This window comes from Nocardia violaceofusca NBRC 14427, from assembly GCF_963869435.1.
Classification (GTDB): domain Bacteria; phylum Actinomycetota; class Actinomycetes; order Mycobacteriales; family Mycobacteriaceae; genus Nocardia; species Nocardia aobensis.
The window spans coordinates 39,116-61,026 of sequence record NZ_CAWMPM010000030.1 but is presented as its reverse complement, the minus strand read 5'-3'; the positions used below and the strand labels follow the sequence as shown (position 1 = coordinate 61,026).

The following is a 21,911-nucleotide window of genomic DNA, read 5'->3' as shown; positions in this document are numbered from 1 at the left end:
AGCGGCGGCGACGGACGCCCCTTGACTTACGCCCGACCGTCACATTAGAACATGTTCTAGGTGTGGGAGTCACGCCGGAAAGGCGGTATGGAGTGTGACCATCGCCACCACTGACGAGCATAAAGCCGTCCAGGAGTCGATGCGCGGATGGGCCGCAGCGGTGCACCCGATTGCAACAATGCGCACTGGCGCGCCCGGGTACTGGCGTGAATTCTGGCCGGGCCTGGTGGGCCTCGGCGTCTTCCGCGTCGCGGTCCCCGAGGAGGCCGGCGGCGCGGGCGGCTGCGTGAGCGATCTGGCCGTGCTGATCGAGCAGGCGGCGCATGATCTCGTGGGCGGACCGGTGACGGCTACCGCGCTGGCCGGCCTCGTTGCCGGCGACACCCTCGACGAGGATACGCCCTGCGGTATCGCCCTGGGCCAGGCTGTTGTGCTGTCGCACAACGCAACCGACGCGCCGGAGGTGACCGGTACCTGGGAGACCGTGCTCGGCGCCGACGAGCAGACCGCGCTGTTGCTGCCGGTACGCTCCGGCGACCGCGAACTGTGGTGCCTGCTGCCCGCGGGCACCCCGGGCGTGACGGTCGAGGCGCTCGAGCCCCTGGACCCCAGTACTCCGCTGGCCCGCGTGACCTGCGCGAACGTCGCGGTGCCCGCCGACCACGTCTTCGAACCGCCGTACGCGGTCGGCGATCTCGTGGCCGCGCTGATCGCGGCGGAGGCCGCGGGGATCGCGGGCTGGTGCCTGGAGACGGCGGTCGACTACGCCAAGGTCCGGGAGCAGTTCGGGCGCAAGATCGGCGAATTCCAGGCGATCAAGCACATCTGCGCCTGGATGCTGTGCCGCACCGAACAGACCCGCGCCGTGGCCGCAGACGCTGCGGCAGCGGCTGATCCGGCGATAGCCGCGGCGGCTGATGCGAGCGATTCCGGTGGGCGCGAATTGCGATTGGCCGCCGCCGTCGCGATGACGATCGCGCTGGACGCCGCCGTGGAGAACGCCAAGGACTGCATCCAGGTGCTGGGCGGTATCGGCTTCACCTGGGAGCACGACGCGCACCTGTATCTGCGGCGCGCGACCGCGCTGCGGGCGTTGCTGGGCGGTTCGGCGCACTGGCGCGCCGAGGTGGCGAAGCTGACGCAGGCCGGGGTACGCCGCACGGTATCGATCGACCTCGGTGACGCCGAAGGCGGAACCGCCTGGGAGGCAGCCGGTGTGGATGCCGCCGAGGCGACGGTGCTGGCCGCCGACCTGACCCGGATCGCCGCACTGCCCGCCGCGGAGCAGCGTGCCGCATTGGCCGACGCCGGTTTGCTGGCCTGCCACTGGCCGGCCCCCTACGGCCGCGACGCCGGGCCGATTCAGCGCAGCCTGATCGAGGACCAGATCCGCAAGGCCGGAATCGAACTACCCGACCTCGTCATCGCGAACTGGGCGATTCCCACCCTGCTGCAATGGGGTACGCCCGAGCAGATCGAGCGCTTCGCCCCACCGACGCTCACCGGTGAGGTGATCTGGTGCCAGCTGTTCTCGGAGCCGGGCGCGGGCTCCGATCTGGCGGCGCTGCGCACCGTCGCCGAGCGGGTCGAGGGCGGCTGGAAGCTGCGGGGCCAGAAGGTGTGGACCTCGCTCGCCGACCGTGCCACGTGGGGAATCTGTTTGGCGCGCACCGATTCCGCCGCGCCCAAGCACAAGGGCATCAGCTACTTCCTGGTCGACATGAAGAGCCCGGGGCTCGAGATCCGGCCGCTGGTCGAGATCACCGGCGAGGCGCGCTTCAACGAGGTCTTCCTCGATGACGTGTTCGTCCCCGACGACTGTCTGGTGGGTGAGCTCGGCAACGGCTGGCGGATCGCCCGCTCCACGCTTTCGGCCGAGCGAGTGGCCATGGGCGGCAAGGGAATCGGTGAGGAGCTGGAGGCCGTGATCGCGGCCGCTCCCACCGCGGGCCCGGGTGCCGAGGTGGTCGCCGATCGCCTCGGCGCGCTGATCGCCGAATCGGTGGCCGGCACGTTGCTGGAGGCGCGCGCGGCCAAGAAGTTGCTGTCCGGCGGTGACCCCGCCGCGGAGAGCAGCGTCCGCAAACTGGTCGGCGTCCGGCACCGGCAGGCGGTGGCCGAATTCGCGGCCGAGCTGGCCGGAACAGCCGGTGCGCTGGACACCGGCGTGGTGAAGGAATTCCTGCTCACGCGCTGTCTGTCGATCGCCGGCGGCACCGAACAGATCCTGCTGACCGTCGCCGGTGAGCGGATTCTCGGGCTGCCGCGCGAATCGAAGGGCTGATATCGCAGGGCCGGGCCGCCAGAGCAGCCCACATCCGACAGGGAGCAAAAGAATTGGACTTCACCAGAGACGAGAGTCAGGACGCGGTCGCCGAAGTCGTCGTGAGCCTGCTCGAACACGACAGCGCGCGTGATCTCGCGCTGTGGCCCGCGCTGGTCGACAGCGGGCTGCTGGCGCTGCCGCTGCCGGAACAGCACGGCGGCGACGGGATGGGACTGCTCGAGGTCTCGACCCTGCTGACCGAACTCGCGACCGACGCGGTGGCGGTGCCGGCGCTGTCGACCCTCGGGTTCGGCGTGCTGCCGCTGGTCGGCCATGCCGGAGACGACTTGGCGGCCAAGGTTTTTCCCGCCGTCGCCAAGGGCGCGATCCTGACCGCGGCACTGCACGAGCCGGGCGCCCCGTTCGTCGCCGAACCGCGGACGAAGGCGGTGGCCGACGGCGATTCGGTACGGATCACCGGCCGCAAGATCGCGGTGCCGTACGCGGAGCAGGCCCAGTGGATTCTGGTGCCGACCGAGCGCGGAATCGCGGTCGTCGACGGTGACGCGAAGGGCATCACCCGCACCGAGAGCCCGAGTTCCACCGGCGCGCCGGAATTCTCGGTGTCCTTCGAGGACACGGTGATTCCGGCGGCGCAGCTGCTGGATATTCCGCTGGAGGACCTGCACCGCATCGCCCTGGCAACCCTCGGCGCGGTCGCCGACGGCCTGCTCAAAGGTGTGCTGGCGCTGACCTCGGAACATCTGCGGACCCGGCAGCAGTTCGGCCGCCCGCTGGCCGAATTCCAGGCCGTCGCACAGGAAATCGCGGACGTGTACGTGGTCTCGCGCACCCTGCAGGTGGCCGCGACATCCGCGAACTGGTCGCTGGCGCAGTATGTAGGTCGCAGCCCGGCTCGGGCCTGGACTGACGGAGCGGGGGAGCGAAGCGGAGGAGCGGAGAAGGGAAGGACCGAGCCTCCGGGGGCTGCGACCCGCGACGCCGGAGGCGGCGCCAAGGACACTGCACGTGTCGACGACGACCTCGATGTGCTGGCGTTCTGTGTGGCCTCCGAGCTGCCGGCGGCCATGCAGCGGTGCCATCACCTGCACGGCGGTATCGGCGTCGATGTGACTCACCCGCTGCACCGCTACTACTCACAAGCCAAGGACATCGCCCGCTGGCTCGGCGGTGCGTCGTTCCGGCTGGACCGGTTGGGAGCCAGATGTACATCGATCTGACCGCTGAACAGCACAAGCTGCGCGACGAATTACGCGCCTACTTCGCCGATCTCGTCACTCCGGAGGAGGAGGCCGAGATGGCGGTGAACCGCCACGGGGACGCCTACCGGGCGGTGGTCAAGCGAATGGGCCGCGACGGGTGGCTGGGCGTGGGCTGGCCGAAGGAGTACGGCGGCCAGGGCTTCGGCCCGCTGGAACAGCAGATCTTCTACAACGAGGCGGTCCGCGCCGATGTGCCGGTCCCGCTGGTGACGCTGCTGACCGTCGGCCCGGCGCTGCAGTCGTTCGGTACCGAGGAGCAGAAACGCAAGTTCCTGCCCGGAATCCTCACCGGCGACATCCATTTCGCCATCGGCTATTCCGAGCCGGACGCCGGTACCGACCTGGCGGCACTGCGGACCTCGGCGGTGCGGGATGCGAACGGCGACTGGATCGTCAACGGGCAGAAGGTGTTCACCACCGGCGCGCACGAAGCCGATTTCGTCTGGCTGGCGGTGCGCACCGGTTCGGTCGAGTCCCGCCACAAGGGCATTTCGATCCTGATCGTGGACACCACCGATCCGGGCTACTCGTGGACGCCGATCATCACCGCCGACGGCGCGCACCACACCAACGCCACCTACTTCGACAACGTCCGCGTGCCGGCGGAAATGCTGGTCGGGGAGGAGAACGGCGGCTGGAAGCTGATCACCACCCAGCTCAATCACGAGCGGGTCAGCCTGGGCCCGTCGGGCAAGATCGAACAGCTCTACGAGCGGGTGCGCGATTGGTCGCAGCGGCACGGCGTGCTGGAAGAGACCGAAGTGCGGCGCGCACTGGGCCGCCTGCATGCCATGGTGCGAGTCAACGAACTGCTGAACTGGCAGGTCGCCTCGAATATGGAACGCCCCGACGCCGATCAGCGCGATGTGATCGCCGATGCCTCGGCGACCAAGGTGTTCTCCACCGAGGCACTGCAGGAGGCGGGCCGGCTGGCGGAGGAGATCGTGGCTCGCTTCGGCGATCCGGCCGATCCGGACACCGCGGAACTGATGACCTGGCTGGACAAGCGGACCAAGCAGAACCTGGTCGTGACCTTCGGTGGCGGCGTCAACGAGGTCATGCGCGAACTGATCGCGCAGATGGGCCTGCGCCTGCCCCGCGTACCGAGATAGGAGTTTTCGCGTGTCGGAAACCATGACGGCGGAAGAGATCCGCGCCGCCGGCGAGAAGATCCAGCAGCTGGGCGAGTCCGCGCCGCGCCTCGGCCGCGACCCGGTGAACCAGCCGATGATCAACAACTGGGTCGAGGCGCTGGGCGACGCCAACCCGATCTATGTCGACGACGAGGCCGCCCGCGCCGCCGGACATCCCGGCATCGTCGCGCCGCCGGCCATGGCCCAGGTGTGGACCATGCCCGGCCTGCACGGATCTCGGCCCGCCGACGATCCGATGAACGCGGTCAACGATCTGCTCGACGCCGCCGGCTACACCTCGGTGGTGGCGACCAACTGTGAGCAGACCTACCACCGCTACCTACGCCTCGGCGAGCGTCCGGTGGCGCGGACCAGGCTGCGAGAACTGGTGGGGCCCAAGCGCACCGGCCTAGGTGAGGGCTGGTTCGCCACCTACCTGCTGACCTGGTACGTCGACGACGAACCGGTCACCGAGATGCTGTTCCGGATGTTGAAATTCGCACCCGGTACGGCCGAGCCCGCCGCGGCCCCCGGCGAGGTGTCGGCGGAGGATCTGGCGAAGCGGGTCCGGCCCACCGTGTCGAAGGACACCGAATTCTTCTGGGACGGAACGAAACTCGGCGAACTGCGGATCCAGCGCCGGCCGGACGGGACGCTGCAGCATCCGCCGGTTCCGGCGCTGTGGAAGGACCACACCGAACAGTCCGATTACGTGGTGGCCTCCGGCCGCGGCACCGTCTTCAGTTTCGTGGTGCACCACGCGCCGAAGGTGCCCGGCCGGCAGGTGCCCTACGCCGTCGCCCTGGTCGAACTCGAGGAGGGCGTGCGCATGCTCGGCGAGCTGCGCGGCATCGACCCCGCCGAGGTCGAGGTGGGGCTGCCCGTCGAAGTGGGCTTCCAGCGGCTCGACGACGACAACACCGTGCCCTACTGGAAGGCCGTGCGATGACCTCCACGATTCAGCCCGCCGCCGTGCAGGTCGGAACCACCCTGCCCGAGTTGGTGATTCACGCCGACCCGACGTTCGTGGTCTCCACCGCGCTGGCCACCCGCGACTTCCAGGACGTGCACCACGACCGCGACAAGGCCGTCGAGCGCGGGTCGAAGGACATCTTCGTCAACATCCTCACCGACACCGGCCTGGTGCAGCGATTCGTCACCGATTGGGCGGGGCCGGGGGCGATCGTGAAATCCGTCGCCCTGCGCCTGGGGGTGCCGCTGTACGCGGGCGACACCTTGACGCTCAGCGGAACCGTGGCGGCCGTGGACGGCGCGGACATCACCATCGATGTGGTCGGCAAGGACAGCCTCGGCGACCACATCACGGCGAAAGCCGTTATCTCCCTGCAGGAGGCACGCCAGTGACGGGTCTGAGCCGCCGCGCCGCGATCGTCGGCATCGGCGCCACCGATTTCTCCAAGGACTCCGGCCGCAGCGAGCTGCGCCTCGCCGCCGAGGCCGTCACCGCCGCCCTCGCGGACGCGGGGCTGACCCCCGCCGATGTGGACGGCCTGACGACCTTCACCATGGATACCAACACCCAGGCCGCGGTCGCGCGGGCCACCGGTATCCCGAGCCTGAAGTTCTTCAGCAACATCCCGTTCGGCGGTGGCGCGGCGGCCGCGACCGTGCAGCAGGCCGCCATGGCCGTCGCCACCGGAGTCGCGGATGTCGTGGTGGCCTACCGCGCGTTCAACGAGCGGTCCGGAAATCGCTTCGGGCAGTTCGCGACTCATCTGGCGACCGGCAATCCCAGCTCGTCGGGTGTGGACAACGCGTTCTCCTATACGCACGGCCTGGGCACTCCGGCCGCGCAGGTCGCCATGGTGGCCCGGCGCTATATGCACGTATACGGCGCGAGCAGTGCGGATTTCGGCCGGGTGGCGGTCGCCGACCGCAAGCACGCCGCGGTGAATCCGGCGGCCCACTTCTACGGCAAGCCGATCACGCTCGACGACCACCAGGCCTCGCGCTGGATCGCCGAACCGTTGCATCTGCTGGATTGCTGCCAGGAGACCGACGGCGGTGTGGCCATCGTGGTCACCAGCGCCGAGCGCGCCCGGGACCTGCCGAACAAGCCCGCGCTGATCGCCGGTGCGGCCCAGGGTTCCGGTGCGGACCAGTACGTGATGACCAGCTATTACCGCGACGCCCTGACCGGTCTGCCGGAGATGGGCCTGGTGGGTGACCAGCTGTGGGCGCAGAGCGAGTTGCGGCCCGACGATATGCAGGCCGCCATTCTCTACGACCACTTCACCCCGTTCGTGCTGATGCAGCTCGAGGAGCTGGGCTTCTGCGGTCGCGGCGAGGGTAAGGATTTCGTCGCCGACGGGGCGATCGAAATCGGCGGCCGGCTGCCGCTCAACACCCACGGCGGCCAGCTGGGCGAGGCCTACATCCACGGCATGAACGGCATCGCCGAGGGGGTGCGCCAGATCCGCGGCAGCTCGGTGAATCAGGTCGAGGGCCTGGAGAACATCGTCGTCACCGCCGGAACCGGCGTGCCGACATCCGGGCTGGTGCTGACCGCGGCCTGACGGACCGGCCGGGCCGGTCGTCTGCTCCGAGCCTGAACTTTTCGTGCAAACCTCCGCGAAATCGGCGGAAAACCGCCGAAATCGCCGAGGTTTGCACGATTAGTTCACGGCACACGCTGTCGCTTATGCAATCGCGGCGCGCAGCTGCGCACGCAACGGCCGGGCCAACTGCTCGGCGCTCTCCCGAGTCCCCGCGGCCGATTCCCTTCGCGCACCGGCGAATCGGTCGAATACCAAGCCCTCGATGACGGCGATGTAATCGGCTGCGGCCGTGTCGGGATCGGCTGCCCCGAGCGCGCGGAACAGTTCACGCGCGTGCCGATGGGAGAACAGGCTCGCGACCAGTCGCGGGTGCAGCTCGCGGTCGCCGAGTAGGTCGGTGATCAGCATGTGGCGGGCGATCAGATGGTTGCGGCGTTGCGCCAGTAGGTCGTCCAGCCATGCGGCCACCGCGGCGGCGATATCGTCCGGGTCGGTGGCCGGCAGGTCGGCGGCGCGGAAATCGGTGCGCGACCGCTCGGTGATCGCGTCCACGATCGCCTCGATCAACGCGCGTTTGGTGCGGAAGTAGTACGAGGTCGAGCCGGGCGGTAGGCCGGCCTCGGTATCGAGTGCCCGATGGGTCAGCGCCCGCAGCCCCTCGCGGGCGATCAGGTCGATCGCCGTGCCGGTGATGAGTTCGCGCCGGTCCGCCGCGCGCACCTCCGGATCTGTGGACATCGTCACCTTCTCTCGTCTCGCACCGAATCATCCTCTACAAGTGTAGAGGTGCTCTACGGATGTAGAGCCCTCAGGAGGGTGGAGATCGTGGACGGACCGGTTCTCGATGACGATCAGCGTGCGGCCGCGGCGGCACTGGCTACGGTGGCCGGACGATTGGGCCGGCGCCGCTGGGCATTTCCGCGCGGCTTCGGTTCGCAGGTCCTGCCGTCGGCGTTCTCGCGGCCGGTGCGCGGGGTGTACCTGCACGGTCGTCCCGGCCGCGGCAAGACGATGCTCATGGACGAATTCTTCGCGCGAGTGGATTCGACACGTAAGTGTCGCTACCACTTTCATCAGTTCTTCGCCCGGCTCCATACCGCGATCGCCGAATCCGGCGGTCTGCCGGCCGCGTTGGACGCACTGCTCGGCGACACCGAACTGATCTGTTTCGACGAATTCCATGTTCACGATGTCGGCGACGCCATGCTGCTGACCCGCCTGCTCCAGACACTGTTCGCGCGCCGCATCGTGCTGGTGGCGACCTCGAACTATCCGCCCGAGCAGCTTCTGCCCAATCCGCTGACGCACGCGAAATTCGAACCCGCCATCGCGCTGCTGCGGGCCCATCTGGCCGTGGTCACCGTCGACGGACCGCAGGATTACCGCGCTCGCGGGTACCGGGACCGGATCTGCGATGGGACCGGATTCTCCAGCGGGCGCTACGTGCGCGGGCACCGGCCCGGCGCCGACCGTCCGGCCGCGATGCCGATCGCCCATCTCCTGCTGCGGGCGAGGGCCGCGGAGGCGGACCTGCTGGTCGTCGATTTCGACGAAATCTGCGGAAAGCCCTTGTCGGCCATCGACTTTCTGGACCTCACCCACACCTACCGGCGCTGGGTGGTGTGTGCGGTGCCCCCGCTGCGGCGGGTTCCGGTCGACGCGGTGACGCGCTTCGTCAACCTCGTCGACGTGCTCTACGACGCCGACCTGCCCCTCACCCTCTACACCGAGGTTTCGCTGCCGGAGTTGGTCCGCGACGTTGCCGCCGCCCCGGATCTCGAGCGCACCGCGAGCCGGCTGAGCCGGTTGCCCGGTGCTCGCCCGGCGAGCGTCGCCGAGCCGGCCGAATCGGCGGGAAGCATGGTGGCCGACCTCTCGTGAGGGTCTGCCGAAGTGAAGTGCACTCGTTTGGACGGATCTGCCGGAGACGAGGCCATTTGCTGTGCGCGGTCACAGTTTCGCCGGCTGTCAACTGGCGGCTAGGGGCATAGACCGCACCGGTCACCGTCCGGTGTCACGATTTCCCTCCTCACGGACCGTTCGGCATGTAACGATGTGCCTGTTTGTGCAGTTCGGATGTTTTCTGGGAGAGGCCCGTGGCCGGGGTGAGAACGGCGATACCACGCGCGATCGGGCTGATCGCATTGATGGCGTGCGTCGTCTTCGCGTTGCGCGGATACCTGCCGGGCACCGGCGGCCCGCATGCGCCGTCCCCGCCCTCGGCGGTGACGGTGGCACTCATGCCGGTGCTGTCGCTGGTATCCGTGGTGATCCTGCTGGCCGGGGTGCTGACCAGCCAGCACCACGCGCCGCTGGCGATGGCCGAGGTCGACCGGGACCGCAAGCGGCAGCCGTTCCGATTGAGCCGGTTCGGGATCGTGATCCTCATCGGCACCGCCGTCGCGGCCGTGCTGACCGCGATCGTGTGGGCGGTGTATCTGCTCGCCGGCGGCCGCGAGGAAGCTCCCGCGCCGCGTTCGAATCCGCCCGCCACCGCACAACAGCCCGAAACGACCGCGCCGCCGACCACCCAGCCGTTCTCCGGCACCCCGGAGCTGAGCGGCCACGCCCTGCTGTTCGTCGGCGTATGCGCCGCGGTGCTGGTGGCGGTCGCGATCCTCGGTCTCGGCGTGGTGGCCTTCGGCGCCCGCGATGGCCGCGGCGCACCGGCGGTTCCGTCGGTGCCCGCACCCGCCGAGGCGCCGGTATCGCTGGCACAGGTTGCCGAAATGGGCCTGGCCGCGATGATGGCCTCCGGAAAGGATGCGCGCGCCGCGATCATCGCCTGCTACGTCGCGATGGAGAGCGGTCTGGCGCAGGCCCGCGAGGTGGCGCCACTGATTTCCGACACCCCCTCGGAGGTGCTGGCGCGGGCCTTCGATCGCGGCGTCCTGCACGACGCCTCGGCCCGCGAACTGGTGACGCTGTTCGAGGAGGCCCGGTTCAGCCCGCATTCGATCCTGGAATGGCAGCGCATGCGTGCCGAACAACTGCTGCGCATCGTGCTGGCGGATCTGCAGGGGGCGCGGCTGTGACCCGGATGACGATCGTGGTCGGCGCGGTGGCGATGATCGCGTTGATCGAGCTGGTCGGTCTGAGCAACCAGCGTGAGATGTTGCCGCTGCTGGTCGGGGTGCCGGTGCTCGGCGCCCTGGCCCTGCTGCTGTGGTCGCTGGTCGAGCGCTCCCGGGCGCGGGACGGTGCCGACGACGACCACGACTTCGAGAACGGCCCGGCCGAAATGCTGAGCCGCTGGCACGCGCGGGCACAGATGCTCGCGACCCGCGCCGACGGCACCCGGGCCGATTGGGATCGCTATCTGCGCCCGCTGCTGGCCAAGGAGTTCGAACTGTCCAGCGGTCATCGGATCGCGAAGAACCGCAAGGCCACCGAGGCCGCCGGACGGCTGCAGTTCGGTCCGGAACTGTGGCGCTGGGTGGATCCGGCCAATTCGTCGCCGCGTGATCAGACCACGCGTGCGCCCGGCCGGGACGCCCTCGACGAGATTCTACGTCGCTTGCAGAGCATGTGAGCAGCTTGCCGAACAGGTGAAATGGGTTGGAACTAATGCGAGATCGGATATGACGACACCTTTGGATGTGACCATCAAACGCACCGATGCGGTGCTGCGGGAGATCGCCCGCGCCGTGGTCGGCAAGCGCGAAGAGCTGCAGCTGATCATGATCGCGGTGCTGTCGGGCGGCCACGTCCTGATCGAGGACCTACCGGGCCTCGGTAAGACACTCATCGCCAGATCCTTCGCCACCGCATTGGGATTGGACTTCACGCGCGTGCAGTTCACCCCGGATCTGCTGCCCGCGGATCTGATCGGCTCGACGATCTACGACATGGCCTCGGGCCGGTTCAACTTCCGGCGCGGGCCCGTATTCACGAATATGCTGCTCGCCGACGAGATCAACCGCACCCCGCCCAAGACACAGGCCGCGCTGCTCGAGGCGATGGCCGAGGGGCAGGTCAGCATCGACGGCGAAACCTTCCCGCTGCCACAGCCTTTCATCGTGCTGGCCACCGACAATCCGATCGAGTACGAGGGCACCTATCCGTTACCGGAGGCCCAGCTGGACCGATTCGCCATGCAGTTACGGCTGGGATATCTGTCGGAGAAGGACGAGACCCAGATGATCCGCCGCCGGCTCGAACGCGGCGCGGTCACCCCGCAGGTGGGGCAGGTGGTGGACGCGCAAGGCCTGGTCGAAATGCGGCAGGCGGTCGAATTCGTCACCGTCCACCCGGATGTGGTGACGTATGTGGTCGCGCTGGCCGCCGCCACCCGCGGTCACCCACAGGTCGAGGTCGGTGCGAGTCCGCGCGCCGAACTGGATCTGGTGCAGATGGCCCGCGCCCGGGCGCTGCTGCTGGGGCGCGACTACGTGATCCCGGAGGATGTGAAGGCGCTGGCGGTTCCGGCGATGGCGCACCGGATCACGCTGCGCCCGGAGATGTGGGTGCGCCGAATCCGCGGCGAGGACGTGATCTCCGAATTGCTGCGCCGACTGCCCGTACCGCGCGCGACGGTGACATGAGACATCGCGACACCACCTCGGCGAGCGAGGTCGATCTGCGCTGGCGGCCAGCACCACTGGTGTACATGCTGGCGGTGGCCGCCGCGGTCGCGCTGGTGCCGGCGATCATGCTGGATCGGTGGCAGCTGGCGGTCTTCGCGGCGCCGATGCTGGGCGTGCTGGCCACCGCGCCGATTCAATCGGCGCGCACCAGGGTTCAGGTCGACGGTGGCGGGATTCTGCGCTGCTTCGAATCCGAGGAGGTCGAGCTGCCGGTCGCCGCGTTCGTCGAACACGGGCACGCGCTGCTGCGCTGTCGTCCCGAGGAGGCGAGCGGGCTGGAGCTGCGGGTCGAGGAGTCCTCCGATTCCGGGCCCGCGCCGGCCGGTCTGCGGCTGGCGCTGTCGACCCAGCGCTGGGGCCGCTATCCGGTGACTGTCCGGCTGACGGCGTTGAGCCCGGCGGGGCTGGCCCAGGCCTCCGCGAGTGTCGCGGCCGGTGAGGTGTATGTGTACCCGATCGCCGATCCGCAGCGAATGCGATTGCCGCGCACCGAACTTCCGGAACGGATCGGCACCCATCTGACCCGCCGGCACGGGCCCGGCGTGGAGTACGCCGATATCCGCGCCTATGCGCCCGGCGACCAGTTGCGCATCGTCAACTGGCCGGTGAGCGCACGCCGCGGCCGCCTCTACGTCACCGAGCGGCTCACCAACCGGGCCGCGGATGTCGTTGTGCTGGTGGATACTTCGCTACAGGCTCCGGGTCCGGCCTCGGATTCGATGGAGCTGACCGTGCGCGGTGCGGCGCAGGTCGCGCAGACCGCGCTGCAGGCGGGCGACCGCACCGCCGTGGTGTGCCTGGGCCGCGCGCCGCGCTGGCTGCGGCCCGATATCGGGCGGCGCCAGTTCTATCGCATCGTCGACACGGTGCTCGGCGTGGGCGACGAGCACATCCCGAATGTCGGCACGCTGGCCCCGCATACGGCCGTGCCGATCGGCGCGATCGTGGTCGCGTTCTCGACCCTGCTCGACACCGAATTCGCGCTGGCCCTGATCGATCTGCGCAAGCGCGGCCACGCCGTGGTGGTTGTCGACGTGCTGCGCGGCACGCCGTTCAAGGACGGCCTGGATCCGACGCTGGCCCGGATGTGGCAGTTGGAACGCACCGCGATGTACCGCGATATGGGCACCGTCGGAGTGGATATCGTGGCCTGGCCCGACGGTGCCCGCCTCGACCAGGCGATGCGGCTGCTGCCCGACCATCGGCGCATGGTGCGGGTGAAGCGATGACGCGATTTCTGGCCGTACTGTCCGGGCTGCTGCTGACCACCGCGGTCGGCATCGTGCTGCCGTGGGCGGCGATTCCGGTTTTCGTCGCGGTGGTCGTCGGCTGGCGGTTCCGCACGGTGGCGGTGGTGGCGGTGCTGGTCGCCCTGGGTGCGCTGGCGTGGGCCGATACCGGTGCGCTGGCCGCCGCCGGGACGGGTCTGGTCGCGACCACCTATCTGCTCAACACCGCCACGCTGCACGCCCCGGCCGGTGTGGTTCCCACCACATTGCCGTCGGTCGTCGGGGCGCTCGGATTCGCGGCGGCGGCGGTGCTGGCGACGCTGATTCCGGGACGGCTGGCGTGGCTGCCGCTGCTGGCCCCGGTGCTGGTCATCGTGTTGTACGCGGCGATCGTGCAGGGCCTGATCGGGCACGACGACGCCCCGGATACCGCCGAACCGACGTAGTCGACCGAGCGTGATATACCCCACAACCAGGGTGTTTGCCCTACTACGCGATGTCGTGGTTTCCTACTACACCTTGTAGTCTGGTGGCATGTGGATTATCCCGATCATCGCCGTCATCTGTTCCGTCGCGATCGCCGGCCTGTTCGCCACCGGCTTCCCGGACTGACGCCGACAGGCCCCGCCCGGAACATCAGCGAACCGGGATAGAAGAAACCGCCCGACCGGCACTGCCGGTCGGGCGGTTCTTCGTTCGGTGGCCAGTCGCGCCGATCAGGCGGTGAAGCTCAGCCGCACGTCGCTCAGTACCGGGGCGTCCTCGCGTTCGACCACGGTCGCGCCGATGACGAGCTCGTCGCCCTCGCGCCAGATCCGCGACCGGATCGTCTCGCCCGGATACAGCACGCCGGCGAAGCGCGCCCGGAAGCCGGTCACCCGGCTCGCGTCCGAGTCCAGCACGGTATCGGTCGCGGTCTTGCAGACCAGGCCGTAGGTGCACAGGCCGTGCAGGATCGGGTTGGGAAAGCCTGCGGCACGGGCGAATTCGGGGTCCGAATGCAGCGGGTTGCGGTCACCGCACATGCGGTACAGCAGTGCCTGCTGCGGCAGCGTCGGCGTGAGGACCTCGAAATCCGGGGCCCGGTCGGGGAGCACGGCCTTGCTGCTCGGGCCGCGCTCACCACCGAAACCGCCCTCACCCTTGGCGAAGATGGAGGAGCGGGCCGTCCACAGCGGCTGCCCGTCGGATCCGGTGATCACGGTCTCGTGGGCGATCACCGCGGCCGAACCCTTGTCCCACACCTCGGTGATCCGGCCGGTGCTGCTCGCCTTGCCCTCGGCCGGAATCGGCCGGTGCACAACGATTTCCTGGCTGCCGTGCACGACCTTGGCCAGGTCGATCTCCACGCCCGGATAGCTCACCTTCGGTGGTTCGGTGACCCGCATCGTCGGTGCGACGGTCGCGAAGGTCGGCAGCACCTGCGGCTCCCGATCGTCCAGGTATCGCAGTTCGCCCGGGTCGGTCCAGCGGGTACCGGCGCTCAGGCCCAGGTGGTACAGCTGCACATCCGAGGGCGTCCAGGAGAACTCCTGGCTCGGAAGTTCCGCTCCGAGAGCGGTTTTCAGGTCGATAGGCATTGTGTGTTCCTTGTTCGCCGACGTATCACGAGTTCCGATCGAGGGCGTCCGGGATCCGATCCGATCGGCCGGACCACCCTCGATCGGCAGTGGTGTCGCGGACGCCGCCGCGGGTGGCCCGACCGCTCCCATGGTGCCGGGATCGGCCCGGGCCCCCGCTGCGGGTCCCGCTCACCGGTGCCTGCCTACTTGCTCGCCGCGCCGGTGGGGGCCTTCTCCGCGCGCGCCTTCTCGACGATATCCATGACCGCCAGATAGCCGAAGGTCAGCGCGGGCCCGATGGTCGCGCCGGGGCCGGCGTAGGTATGGCCCATCACCGGGGTCGAGGAGTTGCCGGAGGCGTAGAGCCCCTCGATCACGGTGCCGTCCGCGCGCAGCACCCGCGCCGCGGTGTCGGTGACCAGACCGCCCTTGGTGCCCAGGTCGCCGGGCACGATCTTGGCGGCGTAGAACGGGCCCTGCACCAGGGCCGCCAGACACGGGTTCGGCTTCACGGTCGGATCGCCGTAGTAGCGGTCGTAGTGACTCTTGCCGCGGCCGAAGTCCTCGTCCACGCCCTTCTCCGCGAAGGCGTTGAAACGGGCGACGGTGGCGGCGAGATTGTCCGCCGGCACGCCGAGACGCTGGGCCAGCTCCTCGAGGGTGTCGGCCTTGACGATGTTGTCGTTTTCCATCCAGCGGGACGGAAAGCGCTGGCCCGGCTGCAGCCCGGCGAAGATGTAGCGGTTGCGGTAGCGCTGGTCGAACACCAGCCAGGCGGGGATGTTCTCGCCCGGACCGTCGCCCTGACCCCATTTGCCGCCGTACATGGTGTGCACGGCCTCGACGTAAGGAGCGGACTCATTACCGAATCGCTTACCGTCGGCGTTCACCATGATCGCGCCGGGCAGATTGCGCTCGGCCAGCGCGAACCACGGCTTGCCACCCTTGAAAATGGTCGGCCCCCACCAGGAGTCCTCCATGAACCCGATATCGCCGCCGACCTCCATACCGGCCCGGATGCCGTCACCGGTGTTGGCCGCCGCGCCCGTGGTCCACTCGGTGGTGATGGGCTTGCGCTGGTACTGCTCGCGCATCTCGGCGTTGTGCTCGAAACCGCCGGTGCCCAGCACCACGCCGTAGCGGGCCTTGAAGATCGTCGGCTCGCCGTCGACGGTCGCCTCCACGCCGACGACCCGGCCGTCTTCGGTGATCAGCTTGGTCAGGGGAGTGTTGAGCAGCACCGGGACATTCGCGTCCTGCAGGCCCTTGCGCATGGCCGCGATGATGGCCTGGCCCATACCCACGATCTGCTTGCCGGTGAATTTCGCCAGGTAGGTGCGGGCGCCGACCCGCATGGCGCGCATCATGCCCTTCGGATGCCGCTTGATCAGGTTCAGGCGCACGAAGTCGGTCTGCATGACGACGACGTTGAGCGGGGCCTTGGCGTAGGGCGGTTCCAGATTCGCGGCCTCGGCGCCGAGCGTCTTCAGATTGAACGGCTTCGGCTCGCAGGAGCGGCCGGAGCCCAGGCCGCCGGGGGCCTCGGGGTGGTAGTCGGAGTAGCCCGGCACCCAGGTCATCTTCAGCGGGGAGTGATCGAGGACGAAGTCGAATGCCTCGGCACCGCGGTCGATGTAGGTGTCGATCTTCTCCTTCGGCACCACGTCACCGATGATGCTGTGCAGGTAGCGGCGGGCTTCCTCCCGGTCGTCGGGCCGGCCGGACGCCTTGAGCGCCTTGTTGCCCGGGATCCACACACCGCCACCACTACGCGCGGTCGAACCGCCGTAGTGCGCGGCCTTCTCGATGAGCACCGCGCGCAGTCCGTGGTGCGCGGCGGCGAGGGCGGCGGTCATTCCGGCGGCGCCGCTGCCGACCACCACCACGTCGTATTCCCGATCAGTCATGTAGAACACGTTATAGAATCGGATCAGGTTCGGTCTATATTGGTCTGGCAGATGGGACTGCTGACACGAGAAAATGCAGGAAAACTCGTTTCAGTTTGTATCCCGTTCACCGGCTGGTCCCCAGACCGAGCGCCCCAATGGAAGGAACAAGCGTGCTGTCCGACGCGGTACGGAATGAACTGGCCGCGGAGCTCGCGGTCGCCGAACGAGACCGGGTGCCGATCGATCCGCTGGTCACGCGGTACGCGGCGATCGACGTGGTCGACGCCTACGAGATCCAGCTCATCAACATCCGGCAGCGGCTGGCCGACGGCGCGAAGGTGGTCGGTCACAAGGTCGGGCTCTCCTCGAAGGCCATGCAGGAGATGATGGGCGTCGACGAACCCGACTACGGCCATCTGCTCGCCGATATGCAGGTGTTCGAGGACGTTCCGGTCGACACGTCGAAGTACCTGTTCCCGCGCGTCGAGGTCGAGGTCGGTTTCGTGCTCGGCGCGGATCTGCCGGGTGAGGAGTGCACCGAGGCCGACGTGCTGGCCGCGACGGTCGCCTATGCCCCCGCGATCGAGCTGATCGACACCCGCATCAAGAACTGGAATATCGCGTTGTGCGACACCATCGCCGACAATGCGTCTTCGGCCGGCTGGGTGCTCGGGCCGGAGCGGGTGGCGCCGGATGCGCTGGACATCAAGGCCATCGACGCGACTCTGACCCGCAACGGCGAGGTCGTCGCGCAGGGCCGCAGCGACGCGGTGCTCGATGATCCGACCATCGCGGTGGCCTGGCTGGCCCGCAAGGTCGCCTCGTTCGGGGTGCGGCTGAAGGCCGGCGACATCGTGCTGCCGGGTTCGTGCACCCGCGCCATCGACGCCCGTCCGGGTGACGACTTCCATGCCGAGTTCGCTGGACTCGGTTCCGTCCGTTTGACATTCAGCTGAGGGAGATCAAGTGCCTAGCAACGGGAAGGTTACAGCCGCGATCGTCGGCTCCGGCAACATCAGCACCGATCTGCTGTACAAGCTGCTGCGGTCGGAGCGGATCGAGCCGCGCTGGATGATCGGTATCGATCCGGACAGTGAGGGTCTGAAGCGGGCCCGCGGGCTGGGTCTGGAGACCTCGCACGAGGGCGCCGACTGGCTGCTCGCGCTGCCGGAGAAGCCCGACATGCTGTTCGAGGCCACCTCGGCCTACGTGCATCGCGAATACGCGCCGAAGTACGAGGCGGCCGGTATCCGCGCGGTGGATCTCACCCCCGCCGCGGTCGGCCCGGCGGTCGTGCCGCCGGTGAACCTCGGCGCGAATATCGACACCCCGAACGTCAACATGATCACCTGCGGTGGGCAGGCGACGATTCCGATCGTCGCGGCCGTTTCGCGCGTGGTCGAGGTGCCCTACGCCGAGATCGTCGCCTCGGTTTCCTCGGTCTCGGCCGGGCCCGGCACCCGCGCGAACATCGACGAGTTCACCAAGACCACCAGCAAGGGTGTGGAGACCATCGGTGGCGCCAAGCGCGGTAAGGCGATCATCATCCTCAACCCGGCCGAGCCGCCGATGATCATGCGCGACACCATCTTCGCCGCCATTCCCGAGGATGCGGACACCGATGCGATCAGCGAATCCATCCACCGGATGGTCGCCGACATCCAGGAGTACGTGCCCGGCTACCGGCTGCTCAACGAACCGCAGTTCGACGAGCCGAGCGTGATTTCCGGTGGGATGGCGAAGGTTTCGGTCTTCGTGGAGGTCGAGGGCGCGGGCGACTTCCTGCCGCCCTACGCCGGCAACCTCGACATCATGACCGCCGCCGCCACCCGGGTGGGCGAGGTCATGGCCGAACAGATCCTCACGGCTCGGGTCTAGGAGGGACCAGATCATGAACTACGTATTGCAGCCGTTCTCCCAGGAACTCGACGTCCGCGTCACCGACACCTCGCTGCGCGACGGTTCCCATCACAAGCGCCACCAGTTCACCGCCACCGAGGTGCGCGATATCGTCGCGGCCGTCGACGCCGCGGGTGTGCCGGTGATCGAGGTGACCCACGGTGACGGCCTCGGCGGTTCCTCGTTCAACTACGGGTTCTCCAAAACCCCTGAGCAGGAACTGATCACGATCGCGGCGCAGACCGCGAAACAGGCCAAGATCGCGGTCCTCATGCTGCCCGGCGTGGGCGTCAAGGAGGACATCAAGATCTCCCAGGACAACGGCGCGTCCATCGTCCGCATCGCCACCCACTGCACCGAGGCCGACGTCTCGATCCAGCACTTCGGCTATGCCCGCGACCTCGGCATGGAAACCGTCGGCTTCCTGATGATGTCGCATTCGCAGCCGCCGGAGGTGCTCGCCAAGCAGGCGCGCATCATGGCCGACGCCGGATGCCAGTGCGTCTACGTCGTGGACTCCGCGGGTGCGCTGGTACTGGATCAGGTGTCCGACCGCATCGCCGCGGTCGCCGCCGAACTCGGCGACGACGCCCAGGTCGGCTTCCACGGCCACGAGAACCTCGACCTCGCGGTCGCCAACTCGATCTACGCGGTGAAGGCCGGCGCCAAGCAGATCGACGGCAGCGCACGGCGTTTCGGCGCCGGTGCGGGCAACACCCCGGTCGAGGCGTTCGTCGGCGTCGCCGACAAGATCGGCATCAAGACCGGTATCGACTTCTTCGCCATCGCCGATGCCGCCGAGGACGTCGTGCGCCCGGCCATGCCGCAGGAATGCCTGCTCGACCGCCAGGCCCTGATGATGGGCTACGCGGGCGTGTACTCGAGTTTCCTCAAGCACGCCGAGCGCCAAGCCGAACGCTACGGCGTCTCGGCGGCCGAAATGCTGGTGCGCGCCGGTAAGCGCAAGCTGGTCGGCGGCCAGGAGGATCAGCTGATCGACATCGCGCTGGAACTGCAGCGGGAAAAGCAGGGCGCCTCCGCCTGACCATGTCGAAACGACGGGCCGCGAACGGTATTCGTTCGCGGCCCTTTCGCGTTCGGGCGAGCGTCCCACGGTGGTGAATTCACCGGGGGTATGCGGCCGGATGGTGAACGGCAGTTTCGAGGTGACCGTGTGTTAACGCGCGGGTTCTTCCACGCGATCCGAATACGGGTCTGGGAAGCGCTGTACTCTTGCGCGGCAAGCAATTCTGCTCTCGATCATCCGCGCGGACGAAAACATAGGAGTTGCTGTGAACATACGAGCGTTGATCGGCGGATCTGTTGCCGCAGTGGCGATTTCGATGGCCGGTGGGGCGGTGGCGGATGCGCAACCGTTCGTCGCCGCGAACGGGCCCACGGTGCAGAACCCGGCCGATTATCTGGTGGGCGACACGGTGTATTTCAGTGCCGGGTACGCCAATTGCTCGATGCACCCCAACGGTGACGTCGGCTGTGACATCAGCCCCGGAGTCGCCACTCTGTTCGGAATTCCCATCAGCAATGTCGCCATCGACCTGCCGTTCCTCCCGGCGCATCCGACCTTCGGCCTGACCGGCCCGCTGGGTCGCGCCGGCAGCCGATCCATCGACTCGGGGCCCGCCTCCGACGGCTACGACTACGGCGGCGTCATCAATTACGGCGGCGCCACCTGCAGTGCCGGTGGTCGCGGTGCGGTGCAGTGCAGCTCGAAGGGGCACACCTTCAACTTCGGCTGGTCGGGCACCAACCTCAGCTGATACCGGCACGGATTCGGCGCAGCGGGCCGCGAAGGGGGGAGCGTGCGCGGCCCGCGGTCGGCTGCACAGCTTCCCTGAGCCTTGCCGGTGTGCGTTCCGTCGCGATGCGCGGGTCACTGTGCTCGCCGGCACGCTGCCGACCGGCGAGGGGAGGTCGCCCCGGCCACCGCGCCGGCACGGCGGTGCGCCGGCGGCTCGTGATGCTCGACGAAGCCGGGCACCGTCACGGAATCCGGCTCGAGGATCTGGTGCTCGGCGCCGCAGCCTACGCAGGCGGTCGAGAAACCCTCGCGGAACCAGCCGGTTGATACACTCGTGTATCCATATGTCCAGGGAGAGGAAGCGCTCGTGACGTCTCTCGGTGCCCGGCGTTCGTCCGAGCCCGGACACGGCCGCGCGCGGGCACGTCGCGGCGACTCGACCGCCGAATCGGTGCCGGCCGGCGGAGCTCTCCCATCCGTGGACGATGCCGCCGGGGCGAGCGGCGCGTCACGGCGCGAACCGCGAATGACCAAGCGGCGGGCCGAGACTCGGCAACGGTTGCTCGACGCCGCGTTCGACGCGTTCGCCGAAGAGGGGTTCGGCCGGTGCACGGTCGAGCAGATCTGTGAGCGCGCCGGATTCACCCGCGGGGCGTTCTACTCGAACTTCAGCTCGCTGGAGGAACTGTTCCTGGCGATGTGGGAGTTGCGGTCGGCCGAGATGCTGCGCGAACTGACGGGAGTTCTGGAGTCGGAGTCCGGCGCCGATGTCCACGATCTGCGCGCCGGTGTGGAGCGGGTGCTGCGGGCGGTTCCGCTGGACGACAAGTGGTTTCGCATCACCGCCGAATTCACCGCCCACGCCCTGCGCAACCCGTCGCTGCGGCGGGTCATGGTCGCGCGGGAGAACGCGATCGTCGCGGCCCTGCTGCCGGTCCTGGAGGCGCTGCTCAACCGCGCCGGACGCACTGTCACCGACCGCGAGGGCCTCGGCCGCGCGGTGGTCGCGGTCCACGACGGCACCTCGCAGCAGTGCCTGCTCGAACCCGGCGACGCCGCGGTCCGCGAGCAACGCACGACCCTGTTCGCCCACGTCGCGATGGCCTACAGCGCGGCCCGGGACCTGTGATGCGCCCCCATGGTCGGCGTCGACGAGAAGACGCGCGCCGGGTCGTCGGGCGGCCGGGCAGGCGGTAGCAGGGCGTGTGACCACGCCGCCGGGTGCGCGGTATCGCTCCCGACCGCGCAGAATCCGCAAGCAACCGATTACCCCGCAGGAGGCGACGATGTCCGAACGACCCGCGCTGGCCGAGGCACTGGATCTGCAACCGCATCCCGAAGGCGGCTGGTTCCGCGAAACCTACCGCAGCCCGGTCGAATTCGAGCCGGACGGCTACGACGGCCCGCGCGCGTCCGCCACCGCCATCCACTTCCTGCTGCTGCCGCACGAGAAGTCCGCGCCGCATACCGTGCGCTCGGACGAGATCTGGTTGTGGCAGCGCGGTGGCCCGCTACTGCTGAACATCGGCGGCGACGAAGTGATTCTCGGCCCGGACGTCGAACGGGGCCAACTTCTGCAGGCCGTGGTGCCCGCCGGTGTCAGCCAGGCCGCACGCCCGGCCGGTGACGACTACGTGCTGGTGAGCTGCGTGGTCGCGCCCGGATTCGATTTCGCGGACTTCCGGCTGGACTGATCGCCGGGGTGAACAAATCGTGCAAACCTCGCTGATTCGGCGCGATTTCCGCCTTTCGCGCGGAGGTTTGCACGAATAGTTCAGGCCCGCCC

General features: G+C 68.5%; 21 protein-coding genes. 18 read left to right on the top strand and 3 right to left on the bottom strand.

Features of this window, described 5'->3' with window-relative positions; genetic code table 11:
* Window positions 1–94 precede the first annotated feature (94 nt).
* From AC5592_RS23995 to AC5592_RS23970, 6 genes are read left to right on the top strand one after another with little or no spacing between them, the layout of a single operon-like run.
* Window positions 95–2,284, top strand: a complete 2,190-nt coding sequence (locus tag AC5592_RS23995; RefSeq protein WP_063065481.1) for an acyl-CoA dehydrogenase family protein — start codon at window positions 95–97, stop codon at window positions 2,282–2,284.
* A gap of 53 nt (window positions 2,285–2,337) precedes the next feature.
* Window positions 2,338–3,507: an acyl-CoA dehydrogenase family protein gene (locus AC5592_RS23990; protein WP_063065480.1), complete on the top strand. Its 1,170-nt coding sequence runs from the start codon at window positions 2,338–2,340 to the stop codon at window positions 3,505–3,507.
* Window positions 3,492–4,661: an acyl-CoA dehydrogenase family protein gene (locus AC5592_RS23985; RefSeq protein ID WP_036497532.1), complete on the top strand. Its 1,170-nt coding sequence runs from the start codon at window positions 3,492–3,494 to the stop codon at window positions 4,659–4,661. The genes AC5592_RS23990 and AC5592_RS23985 overlap by 16 nt, the downstream gene beginning before the upstream one ends.
* A gap of 22 nt (window positions 4,662–4,683) precedes the next feature.
* Window positions 4,684–5,631, top strand: a complete 948-nt coding sequence (locus AC5592_RS23980) for a bifunctional MaoC family dehydratase N-terminal/OB-fold nucleic acid binding domain-containing protein (protein WP_083870558.1) — start codon at window positions 4,684–4,686, stop codon at window positions 5,629–5,631.
* Window positions 5,628–6,047, top strand: coding sequence for a MaoC family dehydratase (locus AC5592_RS23975; RefSeq protein ID WP_036497534.1), 420 nt, complete (start codon window positions 5,628–5,630; stop codon window positions 6,045–6,047). Before AC5592_RS23980 ends, AC5592_RS23975 begins: the two co-directional genes overlap by 4 nt.
* A complete protein-coding gene (locus AC5592_RS23970) occupies window positions 6,044–7,219 on the top strand; it encodes a lipid-transfer protein (protein ID WP_036497536.1) in 1,176 nt (391 codons plus the stop codon). Before AC5592_RS23975 ends, AC5592_RS23970 begins: the two co-directional genes overlap by 4 nt.
* Window positions 7,220–7,342: 123 nt before the next feature.
* On the opposite strand, the gene AC5592_RS23965 is transcribed toward AC5592_RS23970, so the two are convergent.
* Entirely contained in the window at window positions 7,343–7,939 is a 597-nt protein-coding gene (locus tag AC5592_RS23965) for a TetR/AcrR family transcriptional regulator (protein WP_063065479.1), read from the bottom strand.
* Between the two features lie 87 nt (window positions 7,940–8,026).
* Here AC5592_RS23965 and zapE point away from each other — a divergent pair, with 87 nt between their 5' ends.
* The 6 genes from zapE to AC5592_RS23935 all read left to right on the top strand — a co-directional run bounded on the left by zapE (window position 8,027) and on the right by AC5592_RS23935 (window position 13,462).
* Entirely contained in the window at window positions 8,027–9,082 is a 1,056-nt protein-coding gene (gene zapE, locus AC5592_RS23960) for a cell division protein ZapE (protein WP_232329518.1), read from the top strand.
* 215 nt (window positions 9,083–9,297) lie between these two features.
* The gene (locus tag AC5592_RS23955; protein WP_232329517.1) at window positions 9,298–10,236 is read left to right on the top strand and encodes a DUF4129 domain-containing protein; all 939 of its coding nucleotides are present in this window, start codon (window positions 9,298–9,300) and stop codon (window positions 10,234–10,236) included.
* A 5-nt stretch (window positions 10,237–10,241) separates the two neighbouring features.
* Window positions 10,242–10,733, top strand: a complete 492-nt coding sequence (locus tag AC5592_RS23950; RefSeq protein ID WP_063065510.1) for a hypothetical protein — start codon at window positions 10,242–10,244, stop codon at window positions 10,731–10,733.
* A gap of 49 nt (window positions 10,734–10,782) precedes the next feature.
* A complete protein-coding gene (locus AC5592_RS23945) occupies window positions 10,783–11,745 on the top strand; it encodes an AAA family ATPase (RefSeq protein WP_036497539.1) in 963 nt (320 codons plus the stop codon).
* Window positions 11,742–13,016: a DUF58 domain-containing protein gene (locus AC5592_RS23940; RefSeq protein WP_063065478.1), complete on the top strand. Its 1,275-nt coding sequence runs from the start codon at window positions 11,742–11,744 to the stop codon at window positions 13,014–13,016. The genes AC5592_RS23945 and AC5592_RS23940 overlap by 4 nt, the downstream gene beginning before the upstream one ends.
* The gene (locus AC5592_RS23935) at window positions 13,013–13,462 is read left to right on the top strand and encodes a hypothetical protein (protein ID WP_036497542.1); all 450 of its coding nucleotides are present in this window, start codon (window positions 13,013–13,015) and stop codon (window positions 13,460–13,462) included. Before AC5592_RS23940 ends, AC5592_RS23935 begins: the two co-directional genes overlap by 4 nt.
* 270 nt (window positions 13,463–13,732) lie before the next feature.
* On the opposite strand, the gene chsH3 is transcribed toward AC5592_RS23935, so the two are convergent.
* Both chsH3 and kstD read right to left on the bottom strand, forming a co-directional pair.
* Window positions 13,733–14,596 (bottom strand): enoyl-CoA hydratase ChsH3, encoded by an 864-nt coding sequence (gene chsH3 / locus AC5592_RS23930; RefSeq protein ID WP_036497575.1) that lies wholly within the window; start codon window positions 14,594–14,596, stop codon window positions 13,733–13,735.
* A 185-nt stretch (window positions 14,597–14,781) separates the two neighbouring features.
* Window positions 14,782–16,494: a 3-oxosteroid 1-dehydrogenase gene (kstD, locus tag AC5592_RS23925; protein ID WP_051024162.1), complete on the bottom strand. Its 1,713-nt coding sequence runs from the start codon at window positions 16,492–16,494 to the stop codon at window positions 14,782–14,784.
* Window positions 16,495–16,637: 143 nt separating this feature from the next.
* Here kstD and AC5592_RS23920 point away from each other — a divergent pair, with 143 nt between their 5' ends.
* The 6 genes from AC5592_RS23920 to AC5592_RS23895 all read left to right on the top strand — a co-directional run bounded on the left by AC5592_RS23920 (window position 16,638) and on the right by AC5592_RS23895 (window position 21,819).
* Window positions 16,638–17,423, top strand: coding sequence for a 2-keto-4-pentenoate hydratase (locus AC5592_RS23920; RefSeq protein WP_030517292.1), 786 nt, complete (start codon window positions 16,638–16,640; stop codon window positions 17,421–17,423).
* Between the two features lie 10 nt (window positions 17,424–17,433).
* Complete coding sequence (locus tag AC5592_RS23915; RefSeq protein ID WP_036497544.1) at window positions 17,434–18,345, top strand: acetaldehyde dehydrogenase (acetylating); 912 nt, start codon at window positions 17,434–17,436, stop codon at window positions 18,343–18,345.
* Between the two features lie 13 nt (window positions 18,346–18,358).
* Window positions 18,359–19,411, top strand: coding sequence for a 4-hydroxy-2-oxovalerate aldolase (gene dmpG, locus AC5592_RS23910; protein ID WP_036497546.1), 1,053 nt, complete (start codon window positions 18,359–18,361; stop codon window positions 19,409–19,411).
* Window positions 19,412–19,658: 247 nt separating this feature from the next.
* Complete coding sequence (locus tag AC5592_RS23905; protein ID WP_157122156.1) at window positions 19,659–20,144, top strand: hypothetical protein; 486 nt, start codon at window positions 19,659–19,661, stop codon at window positions 20,142–20,144.
* Between the two features lie 507 nt (window positions 20,145–20,651).
* On the top strand, window positions 20,652–21,254 hold the full coding sequence (locus AC5592_RS23900) for a TetR/AcrR family transcriptional regulator (RefSeq protein WP_036497578.1): 603 nt from the start codon (window positions 20,652–20,654) through the stop codon (window positions 21,252–21,254).
* Window positions 21,255–21,411: 157 nt separating this feature from the next.
* Window positions 21,412–21,819, top strand: a complete 408-nt coding sequence (locus AC5592_RS23895; RefSeq protein ID WP_036497550.1) for a cupin domain-containing protein — start codon at window positions 21,412–21,414, stop codon at window positions 21,817–21,819.
* Window positions 21,820–21,911: the final 92 nt, after the last annotated feature.